This is a genomic window from Actinoalloteichus sp. AHMU CJ021 (assembly GCF_002895405.1).
Taxonomy (GTDB): domain Bacteria; phylum Actinomycetota; class Actinomycetes; order Mycobacteriales; family Pseudonocardiaceae; genus Actinoalloteichus_B; species Actinoalloteichus_B caeruleus.
Genome location: NZ_CP025990.1, coordinates 6,083,421 through 6,105,475, shown reverse-complemented (window position 1 = coordinate 6,105,475; position 22,055 = coordinate 6,083,421). Strand labels below are relative to the sequence as shown.

Genomic DNA, 22,055 nt, shown 5'->3' with positions numbered 1-22,055 from the left:
CCGCATGGACACGCCGTCGTCACGCGAGGACCGCATTCGTTCCCTGCCGGAGCACGTCCGGGAACGACTGCGCGGCCGGTTGGCCGGGCGGGGTGCCTCCCGCAACCGGGTTCCCCGGGTGCCCAGGGACGGCCGGTTGCCGTTGTCCTTCGCGCAGCAGCGGTTGTGGTTCCTCGACCAGTACTCGCCTGGTGGGGTGGAGTACAACTCCGGGTTGGCGTTGCGGGTCCGTGGTGTGTTGGACCTGGCGGCGTTGCGGGTGGCGGTGACGGCGGTGGTGGCCCGGCACGAGGTGCTGCGGACCACGTTCGACACCGTCGAGGGTGAGGGTGTGCAGCGGGTGGGGCCGCCGGTGGAGGTTCCGGTGGCGGTGGTGGACCTCAGCGACCGGGCTGAGGACGTGGACCCGGCGGTGGACCGGGTGTTGCGGGCGGAGATGCGGCGGCCCTTCGATCTGCGGCAGGGGCCGTTGGTGCGGGTGGTGGTGGTGCGGGAGTCGCCGGAGTCGCATGTGGTGGCGGTGGTGATGCACCACATCGTGACCGACGGGTGGTCCAGTGGGGTGTTGGTGCGGGAGTTGGGGGCGTGCTACGGGGCGGCGGTGCGGGGTGAGGAGGTGGAGCTGCCGGAGTTGCCGGTGCAGTACGCCGACTACGCCGCCTGGCAACGCCAGCAGTTGACGTCACCGGCCATCCAGAAGCACCTCGACTACTGGCGAGGGCAGTTGGACGGCTGCGTCCCGCTCGAACTGCCCACGGACCGGCCGCGTCCCGCCGACCGGACCACCAATGGCTCCGCCCACGTGTTCGAAGTCCCGCCCGAGCTCACGGCGGAACTCGCCCGGGTCGGTGAGCCGGTTGGCGCGAACCTCTTCATGACCCTCACCGCAGTGACCCAGCTTCTCCTCGCGAGGTACGCGGGCCAGAACGACGTCGCTCTCGGGACCGTCGACTCGGGTCGTGACAAGGACGTCACCGAACTCGTCGGGTTTTTCGTCAACACGCTCGTCCTGCGGTCGCGAATCAGGGACACCCGGTCCTTCACGCAATTCCTGGACGAGGTCCGGAAAACCGTTCTCGACGCATTCGACCACCGCCGTGTTCCTTTCGAGCGCCTGGTCGAGGAACTCGCACCCGACCGGGACCAGAGCCGCACTCCCCTCGTACAGGCCATGCTCGTCCTGCAGAACGCGAACCAGCGGGACGCCCTGGTCAGCTCCGGCGGCGTGGAGTTCCGGGAACGGGACCTCCCTCGGGACGTCTCGCCGATGGAACTCACCTTCGAGTTCGCGGAGACGGAAGGCGGCCTCTCCGGCGCGGTGGAGTTCAACACCGACCTGTTCGACCCCGAGACCATCCAGCGGATGGTCGAGCACTGGATCGTGCTGGCCCGGCAGGTCGTGACCACTCCTGACCGTCGTCTTGGCGAGCTGGACCTGGTGGTCGGGGCCGAACGGGAACGGGTGCTGGTCGGGTTCAACCGGACCGACCCGGTCACGGTGCCCGAGGCCTCGATCGGGGCGGGGTTCGCCCGGCAGGCCGAGCGCACCCCGGACGCGTTGGCGGTCACCGCCGGCGGGGTGGATGTCTCCTACGCCGCGTTGGCGGTGCGGGTGGCGGGCCTGGTGGCGGGGTTGCGGGCCCGGGGGGTGACTGCCGAGTCCCGGGTGGTGGTGATGCTGCCCCGCACCCTGGACCTGGTGGCGGCGTTGGTGGCGGTACCGGCCGCGGGTGGGGTGTGCGTGCCGGTGGATCCGGCGTACCCGGTCGAGCGGGTCGGGTTCATGGTCACCGACAGCAGGGCCGTGCTGGTGGTCACCGATACCGAGCATGAGCACCTGGTCCCGGCCGGGGCCGCGGTGTGGACCGTGGATCAGGGCCGTGCTGGGGAGGTCGTGGAGCCGGGCCAGGCGGTCCGGTCGCTGGTCGAGGTCACGGCTCCGGTGACACCCGACCGGGCTGCCTACGTGATCTACACGTCCGGGTCCACCGGCCGTCCCAAGGGCGTGATCGGTACCCACCGGGGGTTGATGACCCGGTGGGCCTGGTTCACACAGGCCTACCCCGAGCAGCGGGGTGTGCCCGTGCTCGCGCGGGGATCGGTGTCATTCCTGGACTCGGCCACCGAGATCCTGGGCACCCTGCTCGAGGGTGGTCAGGTCGTGCTGGCCGATGAGACCGAGATGAAGGACCCGGTCGGGTTGGTCGGGTTGGTCCGGGCCCACCGGGTGGAACGGGTCACGATGGTGCCCAGCCTGCTCGCGGTGGTGCTGGACGTCATCGCCGCTGACCCGGAAGCCGTCGCGTCGGTGTCCTGTTGGGTCTCCAGCGGGGAACCCCTGCCCGCTACCGTGGCCACTCGTTTCGCTGCCCTGCTGCCCGGTGCCCGGTTGCTCAACCTCTACGGGGCGTCCGAGGTGGCCGCGGACAGCCTGGCCCAGGAGGTCACCGGGCTTCCGGTGCTGGTGGGTACCCCGATCAGCGGGACCCGGGTCCACATCCTCGATGCCGGTCTGCGTCCGGTGCCGGTGGGGGTCCCTGGTGAGGTGTACGTGGCCGGTGCTGGTCTGGCCCGGGGCTATATCGACCGGCCGGGGGTGACCGCGCACCGGTTCGTGGCCGATCCGTTCTCCCGGGCAGGGGACCGGTTGTACCGGACCGGGGACGTGGCCCGGTGGGACCGGTGGGGGCGGGTGGAGCACCTGGGGCGGTCGGACGCGCAGGTGGTGCTGCGGGGTTTCCGGATCGAGTTGGGGGAGATCGAGGCGGTGTTGCGGTCCTGCCCCGGGGTGGAGCAGGCGGTGGTGGTGGTGCACACCGATACCACGGGGACGGATCGGATCGTGGGGTATGTGACCGGTGCGGTCACCGGTGCCGGGGTGCGGGAGTTCGTCGGGGGTCGGGTACCGGAGTACATGGTGCCTTCGGTGGTGATGGTGGTGCCGGTGTGGCCGGTGACGGCGTCGGGGAAGGTGGATCGGGCGGGGTTGCCCGAACCGGTGTGGGAGTCGGGGGTGGGGTATGTGGGTCCCCGGTCGGTGGTCGAGGCCCGGTTGTGCCAGGTGTGGCAGGAGGTGCTGGGACTGGACCGGGTCGGGGTCCACGACGACTTCTTCACCCTGGGTGGGCACTCGCTGATCGCTACCCGCCTGGTCGCCCGGATCCGGGCGGTGCTGGGCGTGGTGGTCTCGGTGCGGGAGGTGTTCACCGCCCCGACAGTGGCTGGTCTGGCCGTGCGGGTGGTACGGGCCCGGCAGCGGCGGCTCCCGCCGATCACCCCCGTGGTGCGGGAGGGGCAGTGGGTGCCGTTGTCCTCGGCCCAGCAGCGGTTGTGGTTCCTGCACGAGTTCGACCCGACCGGGGTGGAGTACCACACCGGGTTCGGGTTGCGGTTGGTCGGGCCGGTGGATCTGGGGGCGGTGCGGGCGGCGGTGGCCGGGGTGGTGACCCGGCACGGGGTGTTGCGGTCGGTGTTCGACACCGTGGACGGGCAGGGAGTGCAGCGGGTGGTGCCGGTGGAGGAGGCGCCGGTCGTGGTGGGGTGGGTGGATGTCTCGGGTGCGGTGGATCCGGGGGCGGAGCGGGATCGGGTGGTCGCGGATGTGGTGGGGCAACCGTTCGATCTGCGGTCGGGTCCGGTGGTGCGGGTGGTGGTGGTGCGGGAGTCACCGGAGTCGCATGTGCTGGTGTGGGTGATGCACCACCTGGTGACGGATGGGTGGTCGATGGGTGTGGTGGTGCGGGAGTTCGGGGAGGGGTACGCGGCGGCGGTCGCGGGTGGCGCGGGGTCGTGGTCGGAGTTGCCGGTGGGGTATGCGGATTTCGCGGTGTGGCAGCGGGAGTTGTTCTCGGGTGAGGTGTTGGCGGGGCAGGTGGGGTACTGGCGGGAGCGGTTGGCTGGTGTTCCGGTGTTGGAGTTGCCCACCGACCACCCACGACCCCCCGTGCGAACGGGAGCCGGCGCGACCCGCACCTTCACCGTTCCCGCTGGCCTGGCCGCTCGGCTGCGTGACACCGGTCGGGAGACGAACGCCACGCTGTTCATGGCGTTGACGGCGGTGACGCAGCTGTTGTTGTCCCGGTACAGCGGTCAGGACGATGTCGTGCTGGGCACGGCGGTGTCGGGGCGGGAGCAGAGCGCGCAGGTGGAGGACCTGGTCGGGTTCTTCGTGAACACCCTCGTCCTCCGCACCCGGATCGAGCCGACGGCGTCGGTCGCCCAGTACCTCGAGGACGTCCGGGAAACAGTTCTGGGGGCTCTGGAGAACCAGGACGTTCCGTTCAGCCGCCTGATCGACGAGCTGTCCCCGGCGCGGGACACCAGCCGCACCCCGCTGGTGCAGGCCATGCTCATCCTCCAGAACACGCCCGCCGAACCCGCGCGGCTTCCCGGCCTCGAGGTAGGCGACTACCCCCTGCCCCGGGACACCGCCCAGTTCGACCTGACGCTGTACTTCCAGGAGGCGGACAGCGGTCTCCAGGGCGCCGTCGAGTACAGCACCGACCTCTTCCAGCCCGAGACGGTCGAACGGCTGGTTCGGCACTGGCTGGTGCTGGCCCAGCGGATGGCGAGCCACCCCGAGCGTCCACTCCGCTCCGTTGAGCTGCTGGATTCTCCGGAGCGGGAGTTGGTGGTGCGGGGGTGGAACGACACCGAGCTGGCGGTGCCCCCGGTGTCGGTGGCCGGGTTGGTCTCCGCGCAGGCGGCACGGACACCGGAAGCGGTGGCGGTGGTCGACACCGAGGGCGCGGTGACCTACGCGGAGCTGGAGGAACGGTCAGCGCGGTTGGCCGGGTACCTGGCGGCACGGGGTGTGGGTGTGGAGTCCCGGGTCGGGATCTGCCTGTCCCGGTCGGTGGAGCTGGTGGTGGCGTTGATAGCGGTGGCGCGTGCCGGTGGCGTGTACGTCCCGGTCGACCCCGAACACCCGACCGAGCGCATCGCCTACGTGCTGACCGACAGCGGAGCTGCCCTGACCATCACCGAGCAGGGCCTGGCACGCCACGTTCCCGATTCGGTTCCCGCGGTGTGCGTGGACGACCCGGCGATCCAGGAGGTCATCGAACGCTGCGACCCGGCTCCGGTGGTGTTCACCTGCCCCGAGCAGGCGTTGTACGTGCTCTACACCTCCGGGTCCACCGGCCGCCCCAAAGGCGTGGTCGTCTCCCACGGCAACCTGGTCACCTTCCTGACCACCATGACCACCCGGGTCGGGATCACCCCGTCCGACCGGTGGTTGGCGGTGACCACGATCTCCTTCGACATCGCCGGCCTGGAACTGTTCCTCCCCCTGCTGCACGGCGCCCGGGTGGTCCTGGCCACCCGGGAGGAGGTCACCGACCCCGCCGCGGTCACCCGCCTGGTCACCGACCACGGGATCACCCTGCTGCAGGCCACCCCGACCTGGTGGCGGTCGGTGCTGGCCGAGACCGGTACCGCCCTGTCCGGGGTGCGGATGCTCGTGGGGGGCGAGGCCCTGCCCGTCGAGGTGGCGGCCACGATGACCGGGGTCGCCGGCCCGGCTGGGGTGCTCAACCTGTACGGGCCGACCGAGACCACGGTGTGGTCCACCACCGCGGTGGTGGACGGTGCCGGGCCGGTGGTGATCGGCACACCGGTGGGCGGCACCCGGGTGTATGTCCTGGACGCCGGGTTGCGCCCGGTACCGCCGGGGGTGCCCGGGGAGCTCTACATCGCTGGTGCCGGGGTGGCTCGGGGATATGCGGGGCGTGCGGGGTTGACCGCGTCCCGGTTCGTGGCCGATCCGTTCTCGCTGGTGGGTGGGCGGGTGTACCGGACCGGGGACGTGGTGCGGTGGTCCCGGTCGGGTGTGTTGGAGTTCGTGGGCCGGGCTGATGACCAGGTGAAGGTGCGGGGGCATCGGATCGAGCCGGCGGAGATCGAGGCGGTGCTGGCCGGGGTCGCGGGGGTGGCCTCGGCGGTGGTGGTGGTGCGGGCTGACGGGGGTGGTGTGGACCGGTTGGTGGCTTATGTGGTGCCCGCTGGTGGGGCGGAGGTGGACGTGGTGGGGGTGCGTGCGTCGGTGGGGCGGGTGTTGCCGGAGTACATGGTGCCCTCGGTTGTGGTGGTGGTGGAGTCGTTGCCGGTGACCGGGAACGGCAAGGTGGACCGGCGGGCGTTACCGGCACCGGAGTTCACCGGGGAAGGGGAGGGCGAACCTCCTCGCGGTGCTGTGGAACGGGCCCTGGCCGAGGTCTTCACCGAGGTGCTCGGCGTGCTGGAGGTGGGACGGGGGCAAGACTTCTTCGCCCTGGGTGGGCATTCGTTGTTGGCGACCCGTCTGACCAGTCGGGTGCGGTCGGTGTTGTCGGTGGAGTTGCCGGTGCGGGCGGTGTTCGAGCACCCCACCGTGGCCGGGTTGGCCGAGGTCGTGGCCGGTCTCGGGGAGGTAGCCCAACCCCCACTGCTGCCCCGTGCCGACTCCGAGGCGGTGGTGCCCTTGTCCCCGGCCCAGCAGCGCCTGTGGTTCGTGGCCGGGTTCACCCCCGACAGCGTCGAGTACGTCCTGGCCACCGGTCTGCACCTGCGAGGCCCCCTCGACACCAGCGTCCTGCGTGCCGCGTTCGGTGTGGTCAGCCAGCGGCATGAGGTGCTGCGGGGCACCCTCGAACCCGGCGACGGCGCCGGGCAGACCCGGATCCACCCCCACCTGCCGGTGGGCGTGCGGGAGGTCACCGCCACCGGTGGGGAGGTCGACCAGGTGCTGCGGGCCGAGACCAGCGCCCCGTGGGAGTTGACCACCGGGCCGTTGTGGCGGGTCCTGTTGGTCCATACCGGTCCCGACGAGCACGTGTTGATGGTCTCGATGCACCACATCATCGGGGATGCCTGGTCGATGGGGGTGCTGGTCCGGGAGGTCCTGACCGCCTACACGGCCCTGCTCGCTGGTGAGGAGCCGGTGTTGCCGGTGTTGCCGGTGCAGTACCCGGACTGGGTGTTGTGGCAGCGGGAGTGGTTGAGCCCGGTTCGGGTGGAGGCCGGGGTGGACTACTGGCGGGAGCGGTTGGCGGGGGTGGCGCCGGTGGAGTTGCCCACCGACCGTCCCCGGCCGCCGGTGCGGGACACCGCTGGGGCGGTGACCGAGTTCGTGGTGCCCGAGCCGGTGGTGGCGGGGTTGCGGGCGGTGGGCCGGGAGTGTTCGGCGACGGTGTTCATGGTGTTGACGGCGGTGACGCAGGTGGTGTTGTCCCGGTGGTCGGGGCAGGACGATGTGGTGGTGGGCACGGTGACCTCGGGTCGGGACCGGGCCGAGGTGGCGGATCTGGTCGGGTTCTTCGTGAACACCGTGGCGTTGCGGTCGCGGGTGGATGAGCGGGAATCGTTCGTGGAGTTCCTGGCGGGGGTGCGGGATGGGGTGGTGGAGGCGTTCGCGTGGGACTGGGTGCCGTTCGATCGGGTGATCGAGGCGGTGGCTCCGGTGCGGGATGCCTCGCGGACGCCGGTGGTGCAGGTGGTGGTGGTGTTGCAGAACGCGGTGGGGGAGTGGGATGCGGGGGTGCCGGGGGTGGTGGTGTCGGATCGGGTGGTGCCCCGGCAGGCGGCGCAGTTCGATCTGGCGGTGCATTTCCGGGAGCGTTCGGTGGAGGCGGGTGGTGGTCTGGTGGGGACGGTGGAGTACGGGACGGCGTTGTTCGATGCGGGCACGGTGGAGCGGTTCGGGCGGTGGTGGGGGGAGTTGGCCGAGCGGGTGGTCGGGGCCGCTGACCGCCCCCTCCGCGACATCCCCCTGATCAGTGACGAGGAGCGGAACCGGCTGAGCCAGGCTTGGGAGTCGGACGTCGATCGGGCGGCGCGGGAGGTTCCCGGCGGCTCGTTGGTGGAGTTGTTCGATCGTCAGGTCCGGGAGCGTCCCGAGGCGGTGGCGGTGTCCTTCCAGGACACGACGGTGACCTACGGGGAACTGGCCGGGCGGGCCTACCGCCTGGCGGCGCACCTGCGGGCCAGGGGCGTGACCCCGGGAGCGCGGGTGGCGTTGCTGCTGCCCCGCACCACCGACCTGGTGGTAGGGGTGCTGGGTGTGCTCGCGGCCGGGGCGGCGTACGTGCCGGTGGACCCGAACTACCCGGCGGAGCGGATCGCCTACACCCTGACCGACAGCGGGGCCTCCACGGTGGTGACCGTCTCGGAGACCGCTGGTGCTCTCCCGGGGGCGGTGTCCGGGGTGCCGGTGGTGGAACTGGACCGCACGGACTTCTCGGGGTACGAACCCGGGCGACCGGAGGTGGTGGTGCCCGCCGAGGCGGTGGCCTACGTGATCTACACGTCCGGGTCGACCGGACGGCCGAAGGGCGTGGCGGTACCGCACCGCGGCGTGGTGTCACTGCTGACCGGGACCCAGGACCGGTACGGCTTCGACGCCGGGGACGTGTGGACGTTGTTCCACTCGGTGGCCTTCGACTTCTCGGTGTGGGAGATGTGGGGCGCGTTGGCGTTCGGGGGCCGGTTGGTGGTGGTGCCCTGGGAGGTGTCCCGCAGTCCGGGGGAGTTCCTGGAGCTGGTGGTGGCCCAGCGGGTGACGGTGCTCAACCAGACACCCTCGGCGTTCGAGCAGTTCGTGCGGGCCGAGGCGGAGAACCCCGGGTTGGGGCGGGAGTTGTGCCTGCGGTGGGTGGTCTTTGGTGGGGAGGCGTTGGAGGTGTCCCGGGTGCGGCCGTGGTTGGCCCGGCACCCGGACACACCGGTGTTGGTGAACATGTACGGGATCACCGAGACCACGGTGCATGTCACCGCGCACCCCCTCAACCCGACCGGGAAGGGGGAGAACGGTGCGGAGGTCGATCTGGTCGAGGGGTCGGCTGGGGTGATCGGGCACGCGGTGCCGGGGTGGCGGGTGTACGTGCTGGACCGTGCCGGTGGGTTGCGTCCGGTTCCTCCGGGGGTGGTGGGGGAGATGTACGTGGCGGGTGCGGGGGTGGCGCAGGGGTATGCGGGTCGTGCGGGGTTGACGGCGTCGCGGTTCGTGGCCGATCCGTTCGCTGGGGATGGCCGGCGGATGTACCGGACTGGGGACTTGGCCCGGGTGGATGGTCAGGGGCGCCTGTCGTACGTGGGTCGGGCGGATGAGCAGGTGAAGGTGCGGGGGTTCCGGATCGAGCCGGGGGAGGTCGCCGCCCGGTTGGGAGAGCACCCGGGAGTGGCGCAGGCGGTGGTGGTCGTCCGGGAGGACACCCCCGGGCACCCTCGCCTTGTCGCCTACTTCGTCCCCACCACCGGTGTCTGCCCCACGTCCGCCGAGCTCCGCGACCAGCTGCGCGGTTCGCTGCCGGAGCACATGGTGCCCTCCGCCCTCGTCCCCCTCGACGCCCTACCCATCACCGGGAACGGCAAGCTCGACCGCGCGGCCCTTCCCCGCCCGACCCAGGAGGACGACCGGACCCGGGTCGCCCCCAGCACCGAAGTCGAGCGCGTGCTGTGCGAGATCTGGAGCGACATCCTCGACACCGGCGAGATCGGCGTGACCGACGACTTCTTCGACCTCGGCGGTGACTCGATCTCCAGTCTCCGAGTCCTCAGCCGCGTGCGATCTCGTTTGGGGGCCGACCTGTCACCGCGCGTGCTGTTCGACGGCCCCACCGTCGCGGAACTGGCCCGAGCTGTTGACGGACACCTGCCCCAGCTCCCGGTAGCCGACGCCATCGCGCCGGCCGACCGTTCCGAGCCCCTGCCGCTCTCCTTCGCCCAGGAACGGCTGTGGTTCCTGGACCAGCTGTCGCCAGGAGGAGCCGAGTACACGGTCACCGGAGCACTCCGCCTCACCGGCTCACTGGACTCGGAGGCGCTGTGGGGTGCCTTCGACCTCGTCGTGGAGCGTCACGAGTCGCTGCGCACCACCTTCCACGCGGTGGACGGACACGGGGTCCAGCTCCCCGCCACGGAGATGACGTTGCCGCGTCGCTTCGTCGACGTCTCGGGCGCGACCACGGACGACCGGACCGGTGAGGTCGCCCGACTGCTCCGGCAGGAGGGCACGGCGCCGTTCGACCTGGCGACGGGTCCGCTGGTGCGAGCTCTCCTGATCAGGGAGGCAGCGGACAGCCACCTGCTCGTGCTCTCCCTGCACCACATCGTCACGGACGGCTGGTCCATGGGCGTCATCACCCGGGAACTCGCCGCCGCCTACACGGCCGGTGTCGAGGGGAGGGCGGTCGTGCTGCCGGCACCCCGGATCCAGTACGCCGACTTCGCCCGCTGGCAGCGCGAGGCGCTGACGAGCTCAGTGCTCGAACCGCAGATCACCTACTGGCGTTCCCAACTCGCTGGCATGACCCCGTTGGAACTACCGACGGACCGGCCGCGCGGCGCCGCTGACACCTCCGCCGGTTCACTGCACACCTTCGAGGTACCGGCCGCGCTCACCGACGCGTTGCGGACGCACGGGCGCCGCAACGGCGCGAGCCTGTTCATGGCGTTGACGGCGGTGTCGCAGGTGTTGTTCGGGCGGTACGCCGGTCAGGATGACGTGGCGGTGGGGACGGTGACCTCGGGTCGGGACCGGGCCGAGGTGGAGGACCTGGTGGGGTTCTTCGTCAACACCCTGGTGCTGCGGTCGCGGATCGATGAGCGGCGGTCGTTCGTCGAGTTCCTGGCCGAGGTGCGGGAGACGGTGCTGGGGGCGTTCGCCCACCAGGAGGTGCCCTTCGGCCGGCTCGTCGACGAACTCGGTTTCGACCGGGCTGCGGACGACACCTCGGTCGTCCGCGTGGTGATCGCACTGCAGAACGCTCCGGCCGAGCCATTCGAGCTACCGGGCCTGCGCGTCGACGAGGTGCCCGTCATCAGGGAGGCCAGCCCGTTCGACCTGACCCTCAGCTTCGTCGAGCACGACGGGGGACTGGTCGTCTCCGTGGAGTACGACGCGAACCTGTTCGACGAGACGACCGTCGCCCGACTGGGTCGGCTGTGGCTGAGAGTGGCCGACCAGGTCACGGCGGACCCCGCCGCGCCGCTGCGCCGCGTCGACCTGCTCGACGCGGCGGACCGGCGGCTGCTCCTGCCACCGAAGCAGACCACCACCGAGGAGGTCGTCGGGTCGGTGGTGGACAGGTTCGCGGCTCGCGTCGAGCGCCATCCTGACGCGCTGGCCGTGCGGGACGACAGCGGTGACCACAGCTACGCCCGGATCTGGGAGTGGTCCGGGAGAGTCGCGGCCGCCCTGGCCCGGACCGGAGCAGGGCCGGAGACACCGGTCCTCGTCGCGGTCGACAGGGGACCGGCTGTGGTCGCGGTGTGGCTCGGAGTCCTACGCGCCGGAGCGGCCTTCGTGCCCGTGCACCCCGCGACTCCTCCGGAGCGGGTGGCCTGGATGTGCGCGGACCTCGGCGTCCGGCACGCGGTGGCCGAGCCGTCCCACCACGATCGGCTGCCGGCCGAACTCGCGCTGGTCGACACCGATCCGGTGGACGTCACCGGCGATGGCGGTCCTCACCAGGTCTCCGTGCCAGCGGCCGCCGCGGCCTACGTCATGTACACCTCGGGTTCCACCGGGACGCCGAAGGGCGTGGTGGTCACCCACGCCGACATCCTCACCCTGGCGGCGGACCACCGGTGGTGGGATCCCGCGCACGAGCGGGTGTTGTTCCATTCCCCGCACTCCTTCGACGCCGCCGTGTACGAGATCTGGGTTCCGCTGTTGGGTGGCGGCAGCGTTGTGGCCGCACCGCCCGACGACCTCGACGCCGCGCTGCTGCGGCGAATGGTCGAGGACCACGGCGTGTCAGCGGTCTTCGTCACCACCGCCCTGTTCACCCTGCTGTCCACCCAGGACCCGGCGGTGTGGGCCGGGCTGGGACAGGTGTGGACCGGTGGCGAAGCCGCCGTCCCCTCCGTCTGGTCCCGGGTGCGCCAGGTTTGCCCGGAGACCCGCTTCGTGCACGTGTACGGCCCGACCGAGACGACGACGTTCGCCGTCTGCGGCGAGCCCGGGGCCGAGGTCTCCGAAGGCAGGGTCCCCCTGGGCACCGGTATGGACGGGGTCCGAGTGGTGGTGCTGGACAACGCTCTTCGTCCCGTTCCGGTGGGCGCGGTGGGAGAGCTCTACCTGGGGGGAGCCGGGGTGGCCCGGGGCTATTCCGGTCGGGCCGCACTGACCAGCTCCCGGTTCGTCGCGGACCCCTTCGGGCCCGAAGGGACACGCGCGTACCGGACCGGCGACTTGGTCCGGTGGTTGCCGGACGGGGTCCTCGAGTTCGTGGGGCGGTCCGACGATCAGGTGAAGGTGCGGGGGTTCCGCATCGAGCCGGGTGAGGTCGAGGCCGCGTTGGTGGGGCAGCCGGGTGTGGCGCGGGCGGTGGTGGTGGTCCGGGAGGACACCCCGGGAGCGCGGCGCCTGGTGGGTTACGTGGTGCCGGAGGACGGGGCCGTGCCCGCTCCGGAGGTGTTGCGGGACGCTCTGCGCCGGTTCCTGCCGGAGTACCTGGTGCCGGCGGCGGTGGTGGTGCTCGAGGCCTTGCCCCTGACGGGTAACGGCAAGGTCGACCGGGCGGCGTTACCAGCCCCGGAGTTCCAGCCCTCCCAGGGCTACGTGGCACCCCGCACCGAGGTGGAGCAGGTGCTGTGCGAGGTGTGGGCTGAGGTACTGCGGTTGGACCGGGTCGGGGTGACCGACAACTTCTTCGAGCTGGGTGGCGACTCGATCCTGAGCATCCAGGTCGTCTCCAGGGCCCGTCGCGCCGGCCTGTCCACCCTCTCCACCCGGGACATGTTCCAACGCCAGACCATCACCGACCTCGCGGCCGGCCTGGACCTGGCACCCGAGGAGGACACCACACCGGTGCCGCGGGGTCCGGTGTCGGGCCCGGTGGAACCAACCCCGGTGCTGTCCTGGTTCCTGCAAACCCACCCGGTGGCCCCGCACCACTTCGCGATGTCGACCGCGTTCGACCTGCCCGAGAGCCTGGACCTGGCCGCGTTCCAGACAGCGGTGACCGCGGTGTTGACCCAGCACGACGCGCTGCGCCTGGTGATCGACCGGGACCCCCAGGGGGCCTGGGCCCCGCGGATCCTCCCCGACCTCGAGGCCGCCTCCGTCCTCGAGGTCGTGAACACCGTCGGGGTGACCGATCCCGAACAGGCATGGCAGGACACGGTGACCACCGCCCAGTCGGGAATGGACCTGGCCACCGGCCCACTGCTGCGGGTCGTACTGGCCCGGACCCCGCGGGGCTGGCGGGTAGCGCTGGTAGCGCATCACGCGGTGGTGGACGGGGTGTCCTGGCGGGTCCTGCTCTCCGACCTCGACACCGCCTACCACCAGGCCCGCACCGGGAACCCGGTGGACCTGGGGGAACGGACCTCCTCGATGGGCCAGTGGACGGCCCGGCTGGCCGAACACACTCGGTCCGGGGGGTTCACCGACCAACTCGACTACTGGACCACCCTGCTGTCGGACCCGGGTGTGGTGGAGATCCCGGTGGACCACCCCGGGGGTCCCAACACCGTGGAACACCAGGACCGGGTCGAGGTGGAACTGGACACCGAGACCACCCGGGCGGTGCTCTCGGAGGTCCCCGCGGTGTACCGGACCCAGGTCAACGACGTGCTGCTGGCCGTGGTGGGTCGGGTACTGACCCGGTGGGCGGGTCGGGACCGGGTAGCGGTGGCCCTGGAGGGGCATGGTCGGGAGGAGTTGTTCGAGGGGGTGGACCTGTCCCGGACGGTGGGCTGGTTCACCTCGGTCTACCCGGTGGTGCTCCAGGAGACCGGGCAGGGCTGGGCAGCCACGGTGTTGGGTGTGAAGGAGGCGTTGCGGGCGGTCCCGGACCGGGGCGTGGGTTATCAGGCGTTGCGGTACACCGGTGGGGCGGCGGAGCTGGTGGGGCAGCCGGTGCCGGGGGTGAGCGTGAACTACCACGGGGTGTTCCACCTCGATACCGATCAGGACGGTGGTTCCTTGTTCGGGGTTCCGGTGGAGGTGGGGGGTCGGGAGCACGCCCCGGGTGAGGAACGGGCGTATCTGCTGGATGTGGTGGGTGGGGTGGTGCAGGGCCGGTTGCGGTTCAGTTGGTGGTATTCCACGGGGGTGTTCGAGCGGGCCACGGTGGTGGGGTTGGCCCGGGCGGTGGTGGAGGGGTTGCGGGAGTTCGTGGGGCACTGCCGGCGGCCGGGGGTGGGGGGTGCCAGTCCGTCGGACTTCCCGTTGGTGGCGTTGGACCAGGCGGGGGTGGATCACCTGCTCGATACCGTGGAGACCTCTGAGGTGGTCGCGGGTGTTGGGCGTGGTGGTGGGGTGGCGGATGTGTATCCGTTGACGCCGTTGCAGGCGGGGATGGTGTTCCACGCGGTGGCGGATCCGGGGTCGGGGGCGTATGTGGAGCAGTTCAGTTGTGTGGTGGAGGGGGTGGCTGATCCGGAGGTGTTGGGTCGGGCATGGCAGCGGGTGGTGGCGGGGTCGGATGCGTTGCGGGTGTCGGTGGTGTGGGAGGGGGTGGCTGAGCCGGTGCAGGTGGTGCATCGGGTGGTGCGGGTGCCGGTGACGGTGGTGGATTGGTCGGGGTTGGCTGAGGAGCGGCGGGCGGAGGTGTTGGCGGAGTTCCTGGTGGTGGACCGGGAGCGGGGCCTGGATGTGGGGGTGGCTCCGTTGATGCGGTTGTTCCTGGCTCGGGAGGGTGCGGGTCGGGTGCGGGTGGTGTGGACTTTCCACCACCTGCTCCTCGACGGATGGAGCATGTTCCAGTTCCTGGCAGACGTGTTCGCGGAGCACAGCCGGCTGCACGCGGACCGTACGGCGCACGACCTGGCGGGCAGCGGATCCGCGGCCACCCCAGGCACCCAGGGAACCCCCGGGGCCGCACCGGACGCGACGCCGGGCGCTCCCACCGGCCGGCCGCGCCGGCCCTACCGGGACTACGTGGAGTGGCTGGTGGCCCGGGACCGGGGCGAGTCGCTGGACTTCTGGCGTCGGACACTGGCTGGGTTCGACGAGCCCACCCCCCTGCCCTACGACCGGGCACCCGAGCGGGCGCACCGATCCCAGTCGGTGGCCCGGATTCCGGTGGAACTGACACCCCGGGAATCGGAGCGGGTGCTGTCCTTCGCCCGTTCCCACCAGGTCACGGTGAACGCGGTGGTGCAGGCCGCGTGGGCCCTGCTGCTGTCCCGGCACGCGGGCACCTCGGAGGTCGTGTTCGGGGCGACGGTGTCGGGTCGGCCGGCGGACCTGCCCGGGGCGGAGGACATCCTCGGGTTGTTCATCAACACGCTGCCGGTGCGCATCCGCGTGGACGAGGACCGGTCGGTGGGGTCGTGGGTGCGGTCGGTGCAGGCCGGGCAGGCCGAGGCGCGGGCGCATGACCACGTGGCGTTGACCGAGATCCCCACCGAGGTGCCGGCGGGGGTGTCGCTGTTCGACAGTCTGATCATTTTCGAGAACTACCCGCTGGACGAGCGGACCGCGTCGCGGCACGGGCTGAGCATCGACCAGGTCAGCACCGTCGAGACGACGAACTACCCCCTCACCCTGGTCGCCTCGGCGAAACCGGATGACGTCCAGCTCCTTCTCGCGTACGACTCCGCGCTCTTCCGGGCTGCCACCGCGCGACGGCTGGCCGAGCGGCTCGTCCGGGCGCTCACCAACCTCACGGCCACTCCAGAGGGGCGGGTGTCCGAGCTGGACGTCCACTCCGAGGTGGACCGTCGACGGCTCGCGGAGTGGAGCGGAACGGACCGACCCGCGCTGACCGGGCTCCCGGTCGTGGCGATGATCTCCGAGCAGGCCAGGCGAACCCCGGAAGCGACCGCCGTGCACGACGGAGACCTCACCCTCACGTACGCGGAACTCGACAGCCGTTCCCGTCGACTGGCGCACCACCTCCGGGCCCGCGGCGTCGGACCCGAGTGTCGGGTGGCGCTCCTGCTTCCCCGGTCGGTGGACCTGGTGCTCGCATCGCTGGCGGTGTGGCACGCCGGAGGCGCGTTCGTGCCCGTCGACCCCACCCAGCCTCGGGAACGGATCGACTTCCTCCTCACGGACAGCGCACCACGCCTCGTGATCACCGGGACGTCCCCCGACCTGGACGTGCCGTCGGCGGTGGCCGATCGCGTGGTGACCGTCGACGCGATCCGGTCCGAGCCCGGCACCGAGGTACCGAACACCGTTCCGGAGACGCCCTTGTCGTTCCGGACCTCGGCGTACGTGACCTACACCTCCGGTTCCACCGGCCAGCCCAAGGGCGTCGTCGTCACCCACCAGGGGCTGGCGAGCTTGGCGGCCGCGCATGTGGAGACCCTGCGCCTGGACGGCACGTCCCGAGTCCTTCAGTTCGTCGCTCCCAGCTTTGACGTGTCCGTCGCTGACCTGCTGATGACCCTGACCTCCGGGGCCGCCCTGGTGCTGGCCCCGCCAAACCCGCCGCTGGGCGCCGAGCTGACCACGCTCCTGGGGGACCGGTCCATCACTCACGCGATGATTCCCGTTACGGCGCTGGCGACCGTGGATCCTGATGGTGCCGGTGCGCTGCGGGTCGTCGCGACGGGCGGCGAGGCGGTCGGCGCTGACCTCGTGCGCCGGTGGCAGGCCGCCGGCGTGTCCTTCGTGAACTGCTACGGCCCCACGGAGACGACGGTGTCGGCGAGCATAGGACTCCTGCCGCACGAGCCGGACGGCGTCCCGGACATGGGGGCACCAACCCCGAACACGCGCGTCTACCTGCTGGACTCCGCGCTGCGGCTGGCTCCCGTTGGCGTTCCCGCCGAGCTGTACGTCTCGGGCGACGGGGTCGCGCGTGGCTACCTGAACAGGCCGGCCCTGACCGCCGACCGCTTCGTGGCCAACCCCTTCGGCACGTCCGGCACTCGGCTCTACCGAACCGGCGACATCGTGCGGTGGCGAGCCGACGGCCGGCTCGAGTTCGTGGGGCGGGCTGACAACCAGGTGAAGTTGCGCGGTTTCCGCATCGAACCCGGCGAGGTCGAACACGCGTTGGCCGGCCACCCCGACGTGTCGGCCGCGTCGGTGGTGGTGCGCGAGGACCAGCCCGGCCACCGACAGCTCGTTGGGTACGCCGTGCCCTCCGCGGCGGCGTGCCCCTCAGGGCCGGGCCTGCGCGGGTACCTCGCGGAGCGGTTGCCCGACCACTTGGTTCCCTCGGCGGTCGTCGTGCTCGACGAACTCCCACTGCTCCCGACCGGGAAGGTGGACCGGGGTGCGCTGCCCGCGCCGACCTTCTCGGAGGCGACGGGCTCGGTCGCTCCGACGACTGAGGTCGAACGTGTCCTCTGCGGGATCTGGTCGGAGGTCCTCGGGCTCGAGGAGGTGGGTGCCACCGACAACTTCTTCGCCCTCGGTGGCGATTCCATCTCCACCCTGCGCGCGGTCTCCCGCATCCAGGACGCGCTCAACCTCAGGCTGTCGCCCCGTGCGATGTTCGACCACCCGACCGTGCGCGGCCTGGCACGGATCTTGGAGCAGCCTGCCGAGGAACCGGTGGAGGAACGCATCGAACGGGTCGACCGCTCCGGTCCGCTGCCGTTGTCGCCGGCCCAGCAGCGGTTGTGGTTCCTCGACGAGTTCGCTCCGGGGTCCGTGGAGCACAACACCGGCATCGGTCTGCGCCTCCTCGGCGAACTCGACCTGTCGGCCTTGCGCGCCGCGCTCACCAGGCTGGTGGAGCGCCACGAGATCCTGCGGACCACGTTCGTCACCCAGGACGGCGAGGGGACGCAGGTCGTCGGCCCGGCCCGAGAGGTGGTCCTCGACGAGGTCGACCTGTGCGGCGCCTCCCCGGACGTGGTCGACAAGGCCGTCCGCGAGCTGGCCACCGCGCCGTTCGACCTCGCCAGCGGGCCCCTGCTGCGGCCCACCGCGCTGCGGGTCGGAAGCCGGGAGTGGGTGCTGGTCCTGGCCATGCACCACATCGTCACCGACGGCTGGTCGATGGGGGTGTTCCTGCGGGAGCTCGCCGCCTCCTACCGTGCGGTCCACCAGGGGACCGAGGACGAGCTGCCCGTGCTCCCGATCCAGTACGGCGACTTCGCCCAGTGGCAACGGGACCGGCTCTCCCGCGACTCGCTCGCCGGGCAGCTGGCCTACTGGCGGGAGCGGCTCGCGGACATCTCCCCGCTCGACCTGCCCACCGATCGTCCCCGCCCGGCGGTGCGGACCACATCGGGTGCGGTCCACACCTTCTCCGTGCCGGCCGCGCTCACCGACAAGCTCCGCTCGGTCCGGGACGACGCGACCCTGTTCATGAGCCTGACCGCGATCACCGCCCTGGTGTTCTCCAGGCACAGCGGACAGACCGACATCGCCGTCGGCACCGCCACCTCGGGCCGGGACCGGGCGGAGCTGGAGGGCCTCGTCGGGTTCTTCGTCAACACCGTCGTGCTGAGGACCCGTGTTCGGGAACGGCTGTCCTTCACGGAGTTCCTCGCCGAGGTGCGGGAGACCGTGCTGGGGGCCTTCGCCCACCAGGACGTACCCTTCAGCCGGTTGATCGACGAGCTGGCACCGGAACGGGACACCAGCCGGACGCCGCTGGTCCAGGCGATGGTGGTGCTCCAGAACGCTCCCCTGTCCGATCTCGACCTCCCGGACCTCGTGGTCGAGGACCACCCGCTGCCCAGGACTGCCGCCCAGTTCGACATCACCCTCGAGTTCGTCGAGACCCCGTCCGGGCTGGTCGCCGCCCTCGAGCACAGCACCGACCTGTTCGACGGGGAGACGGTGCGGGGTTGGGCGAGGGACTGGGTGCGCCTGGCCGAGGCCGTGACGGACACGCCGGATGTTCCGCTGGTCGGCGTCGACTCCGGGGATCGCGAGGACCTGGTCCGGGTCCTCGACCGGTGGAACCAGACCACCCGTTCCCTGCCGTCGGGGTCGTTGGTCGACCTGTTCGCGGCGTCCGTCGCGTCGGACCCCTCGGCGCTCGCGGTCGTCGGGGAGGGAGTGGCCTGGTCCTACGGAGAGCTGGACGCACGTGCGAACCAGTTGGCCCACGCGCTGGTGGACCGGGGGGTGGCGGCGGAGACCCCGGTGGCGGTGCTGCTTCCCCGTGGACCGCTCGCCGTGGTGGCGATGCTCGCCGTTCTGCGCGCCGGCGGCTACTACGTCCCGGTGGACCCGACCTACCCGCCATCCCGCGTGGAGTTCCTGGTGTCCGACAGCGGCGCCGCACTCGTGCTCACGACAGCCGACCTCCGGGACCGGGTGCCGGGTGGGGTTTCGGCGACCGTTCTCGACGACCCGGCGACGGCGGCGTCCGTGCGGGGGCGACCCTCCGAACCGCCGTCGGTCCCCCCGATCAGCTCGTCCCGCGCCGCGTACGTGATCTACACCTCCGGGTCGACGGGCCGGCCCAAGGGGGCGCTCGCCACGCATGAGGCGGTGGCCCGTGTGTGCTGGCGTCCGGAGCACCTTCCGGTCGGGCCCGGGGACGTGGTGTCCCAGGTCGCTCCGCTGTCGTTCGACGCGGCGACCCTGGAGGTGTGGGGGGCGTTGCTCAACGGGGCTGCGCTGGCGGTCCCGCCGCCGGGGCCGCTGTCCCTTCCCGAGCTCGGCGAGTACGTCGCGGCGCGCGGGGTGACCGCGCTGTGGCTGACCACCGGCCTGTTCCACGAGGTCGTCGACGGCGACCTGTCCATCCTCGCCGGACTGCGGCAGGTCTCCACGGGCGGCGACGTGGTCTCTCCTGACCACTGCCTGCGGGTGCTTCGCCGGTTCCCGGGTCTGCGACTGCTGCACGCCTACGGCCCCACGGAGAACACGGTGTTCAGCACCACGGCCGACGTGGACGTCGCCGCGGCGTCGGACGGCAGACCGTTGCCGATCGGCACACCTGTCGCGGGGACCCGCGTGTACGTGCTGGATCGGTGGATGCGGCCGGTCCCCCCGGGTGTCCCCGGCGAGCTGTACACGGCGGGCACGGGCGTGGCCAGGGGCTACGTCGATCGTCCTGGCCTGACGGCGGGCCGGTTCGTGGCCGACCCGTTCGATGCTCGGGGTGGTCGCCTCTACCGAACTGGCGATCGGGCCCGCTGGAGGCGTGACGGCCAACTGGAGTTCCTCGGCCGAGCCGACGACCAGGTGAAGCTGAGGGGCTTCCGGATCGAGCCGGGCGAGGTGGAAGCGGTGCTCGCCCGGCATCCAGCCGTGGCCGTGGCGGCGGTGGTGGTCCGGGAGGACACCCCGGGGGTCCGCAGGCTGGTGGGTTACGCGGTCCCGTCAGCGACCGGGGGAACCGGTACCGAGACGCTGGGGGCCGAGTTGCGCGACGCGGTCCGCGCCGAACTGCCCGAGTACCTGGTGCCCGCGGCCGTGGTGGTCCTGGACGCGCTTCCCCTGACTCCCAACGGGAAACCGGACCGGGCCGCACTGCCCGCACCGGAGTTCCAGGGCGGCGAGGATTTCCGGGCCCCCAGCGGTGAGACCGAGCGGACGCTCTGCCAGATCTGGTCGGAGGTGCTCGGTGTCGACCGGGTCGGGGTGGAGGACAACTTCTTCGCGCTGGGGGGTGACTCCATCCTGAGCATCCAGGTGGTGTCCCGGGCTCGGCGGGCCGGCCTGGAGCTGTCCTCGAAGGACATGTTCCTGCACCAGACGGTGGCAGCGCTCGCCAGCGCGCTTCCCGAACCCGGTTCGCTGAGGGTCCACGCGGACCAGGCCGTGGTGTCCGGTCCCGTGGACACCACGCCGGTGATCGACTGGTTCTTCGAGAGGCACCCGGTGTCCCCGGAACACTTCACGATGTCGATGGCCTACGACCTCGACGGCGACGTGGACCTAGCGGTGCTGCGCACCGCGGTGTGCGCCCTGCTGTCCCAGCACGACGGGCTGCGCATGGTCGCCGTGCGGGACGGGAACGGCGGTCACCAGCTGCGGGTGCTGCCCGAGGTGGATGTCGAGCAGGTGCTGCTGGCCGTCCGGCCCGGGGTCGGGGAGGACTTCGACCAGGTGTGGCGGGAGCGGGTCGCGACGGCGAAGTCCACTCTCGACCTGGACTCCGGGCCGCTGTTCCGGGTCGTGGTGGTGCACCACGATGCCGGTGCGCGACTGGCGGTCGTCGCGCACCACCTGGTGGTCGACGGGGTCTCCTGGCGCATCCTGCTGGGTGACCTCGTCGCAGCCTACGACGCGGCGGTCGCCGGGAAGCCCGTGGACCTGGGGCCGAAGACGACGTCCTTCCAGCAGTGGGCCGCCCGGCTGTCGGACCACACCAGGCGGGGCGGGTTCGACGACCAGCGGGACTACTGGACGGCAGCGACCGGCCCCGGGGTTTGCCTCGACCTTCCCGTCGACGACCCCGGCGGGAACAACACGGCCGGCTCCATGCGGATGCTGTCGGTGTCGCTGTCGGAGCGGGACACCGCGGTGCTGTTGCAGCGGGTCCCGGGTCGCTACCGCACCCAGATCAACGATGTGCTGTTGGCGGGGCTGGCCCGGACATTGCGCGGCTGGACGGGCCGGGACCGCGTGGCGGTGAACCTGGAGAGCCACGGGCGGGAGGAGCTGTTCGAGGACGTCGATCTCTCCCGCACGGTCGGCTGGTTCACCTCGATCCACCCGGTCGCCCTCCGCCTCCCGGAGGACGAGGGATGGTCGGCGACCCTCCGGGCGGTGAAGTCCCAACTCCGCGCGGTACCCGACCGAGGGGTCGGCTACGGTGCCCTGCGCCACCTCACCGGGTCACCGGGCACGTTGCCCACCCACGACAGCCCGAGGATCAGCTTCAACTACCACGGGCAGTTCGCCGTGGAGGGGCAGGGGAAGCCGGCGTCCAATCTGCTGCGGCAACGGATCGAGTGCCCCGGGGACGACCACCACCCGGACGAGCAGCGGGCTCACCTGATCGACGTGGTGGGTGCCGTCGAGGAGGGAAGGCTGGTGTTCACCTGGGGCTACTCCGGTGAACTGCACCGCACGGAGACCATCCGCTCGTTGGCGGAGGAGATGAACGGCTGGTTGCTGTCCCTCGTCGAGACCTGCGCCACCGAACGGCGCGAGGGCTGAGCCCCTGCTGGCTCCTCGGCGCGTGGCCGGGGGCTGCTCCGCGTGATGGGGAGCCGCCCCCGGCAGGGGTCACGGGGGACGCCGTGGACCTCGC

Annotated in this window: 1 protein-coding gene; it reads left to right on the top strand. The window is 71.4% G+C overall.

Going from position 1 to position 22,055, the window contains the following annotated elements:
* Positions 1-4: 4 nt before the first annotated feature.
* Positions 5-21,961 (top strand): non-ribosomal peptide synthetase, encoded by a 21,957-nt coding sequence (locus tag C1701_RS25465; RefSeq protein WP_103056778.1) that lies wholly within the window; start codon positions 5-7, stop codon positions 21,959-21,961.
* The last annotated feature ends 94 nt before the right edge of the window (positions 21,962-22,055 follow it).

Excerpts from the sequence above, each read along its gene's own strand:
- C1701_RS25465 (WP_103056778.1), top strand. The coding sequence starts at position 5 with ATGGACACGCCGTCGTCACGCGAGGACCGCATTCGTTCCCTGCCGGAG.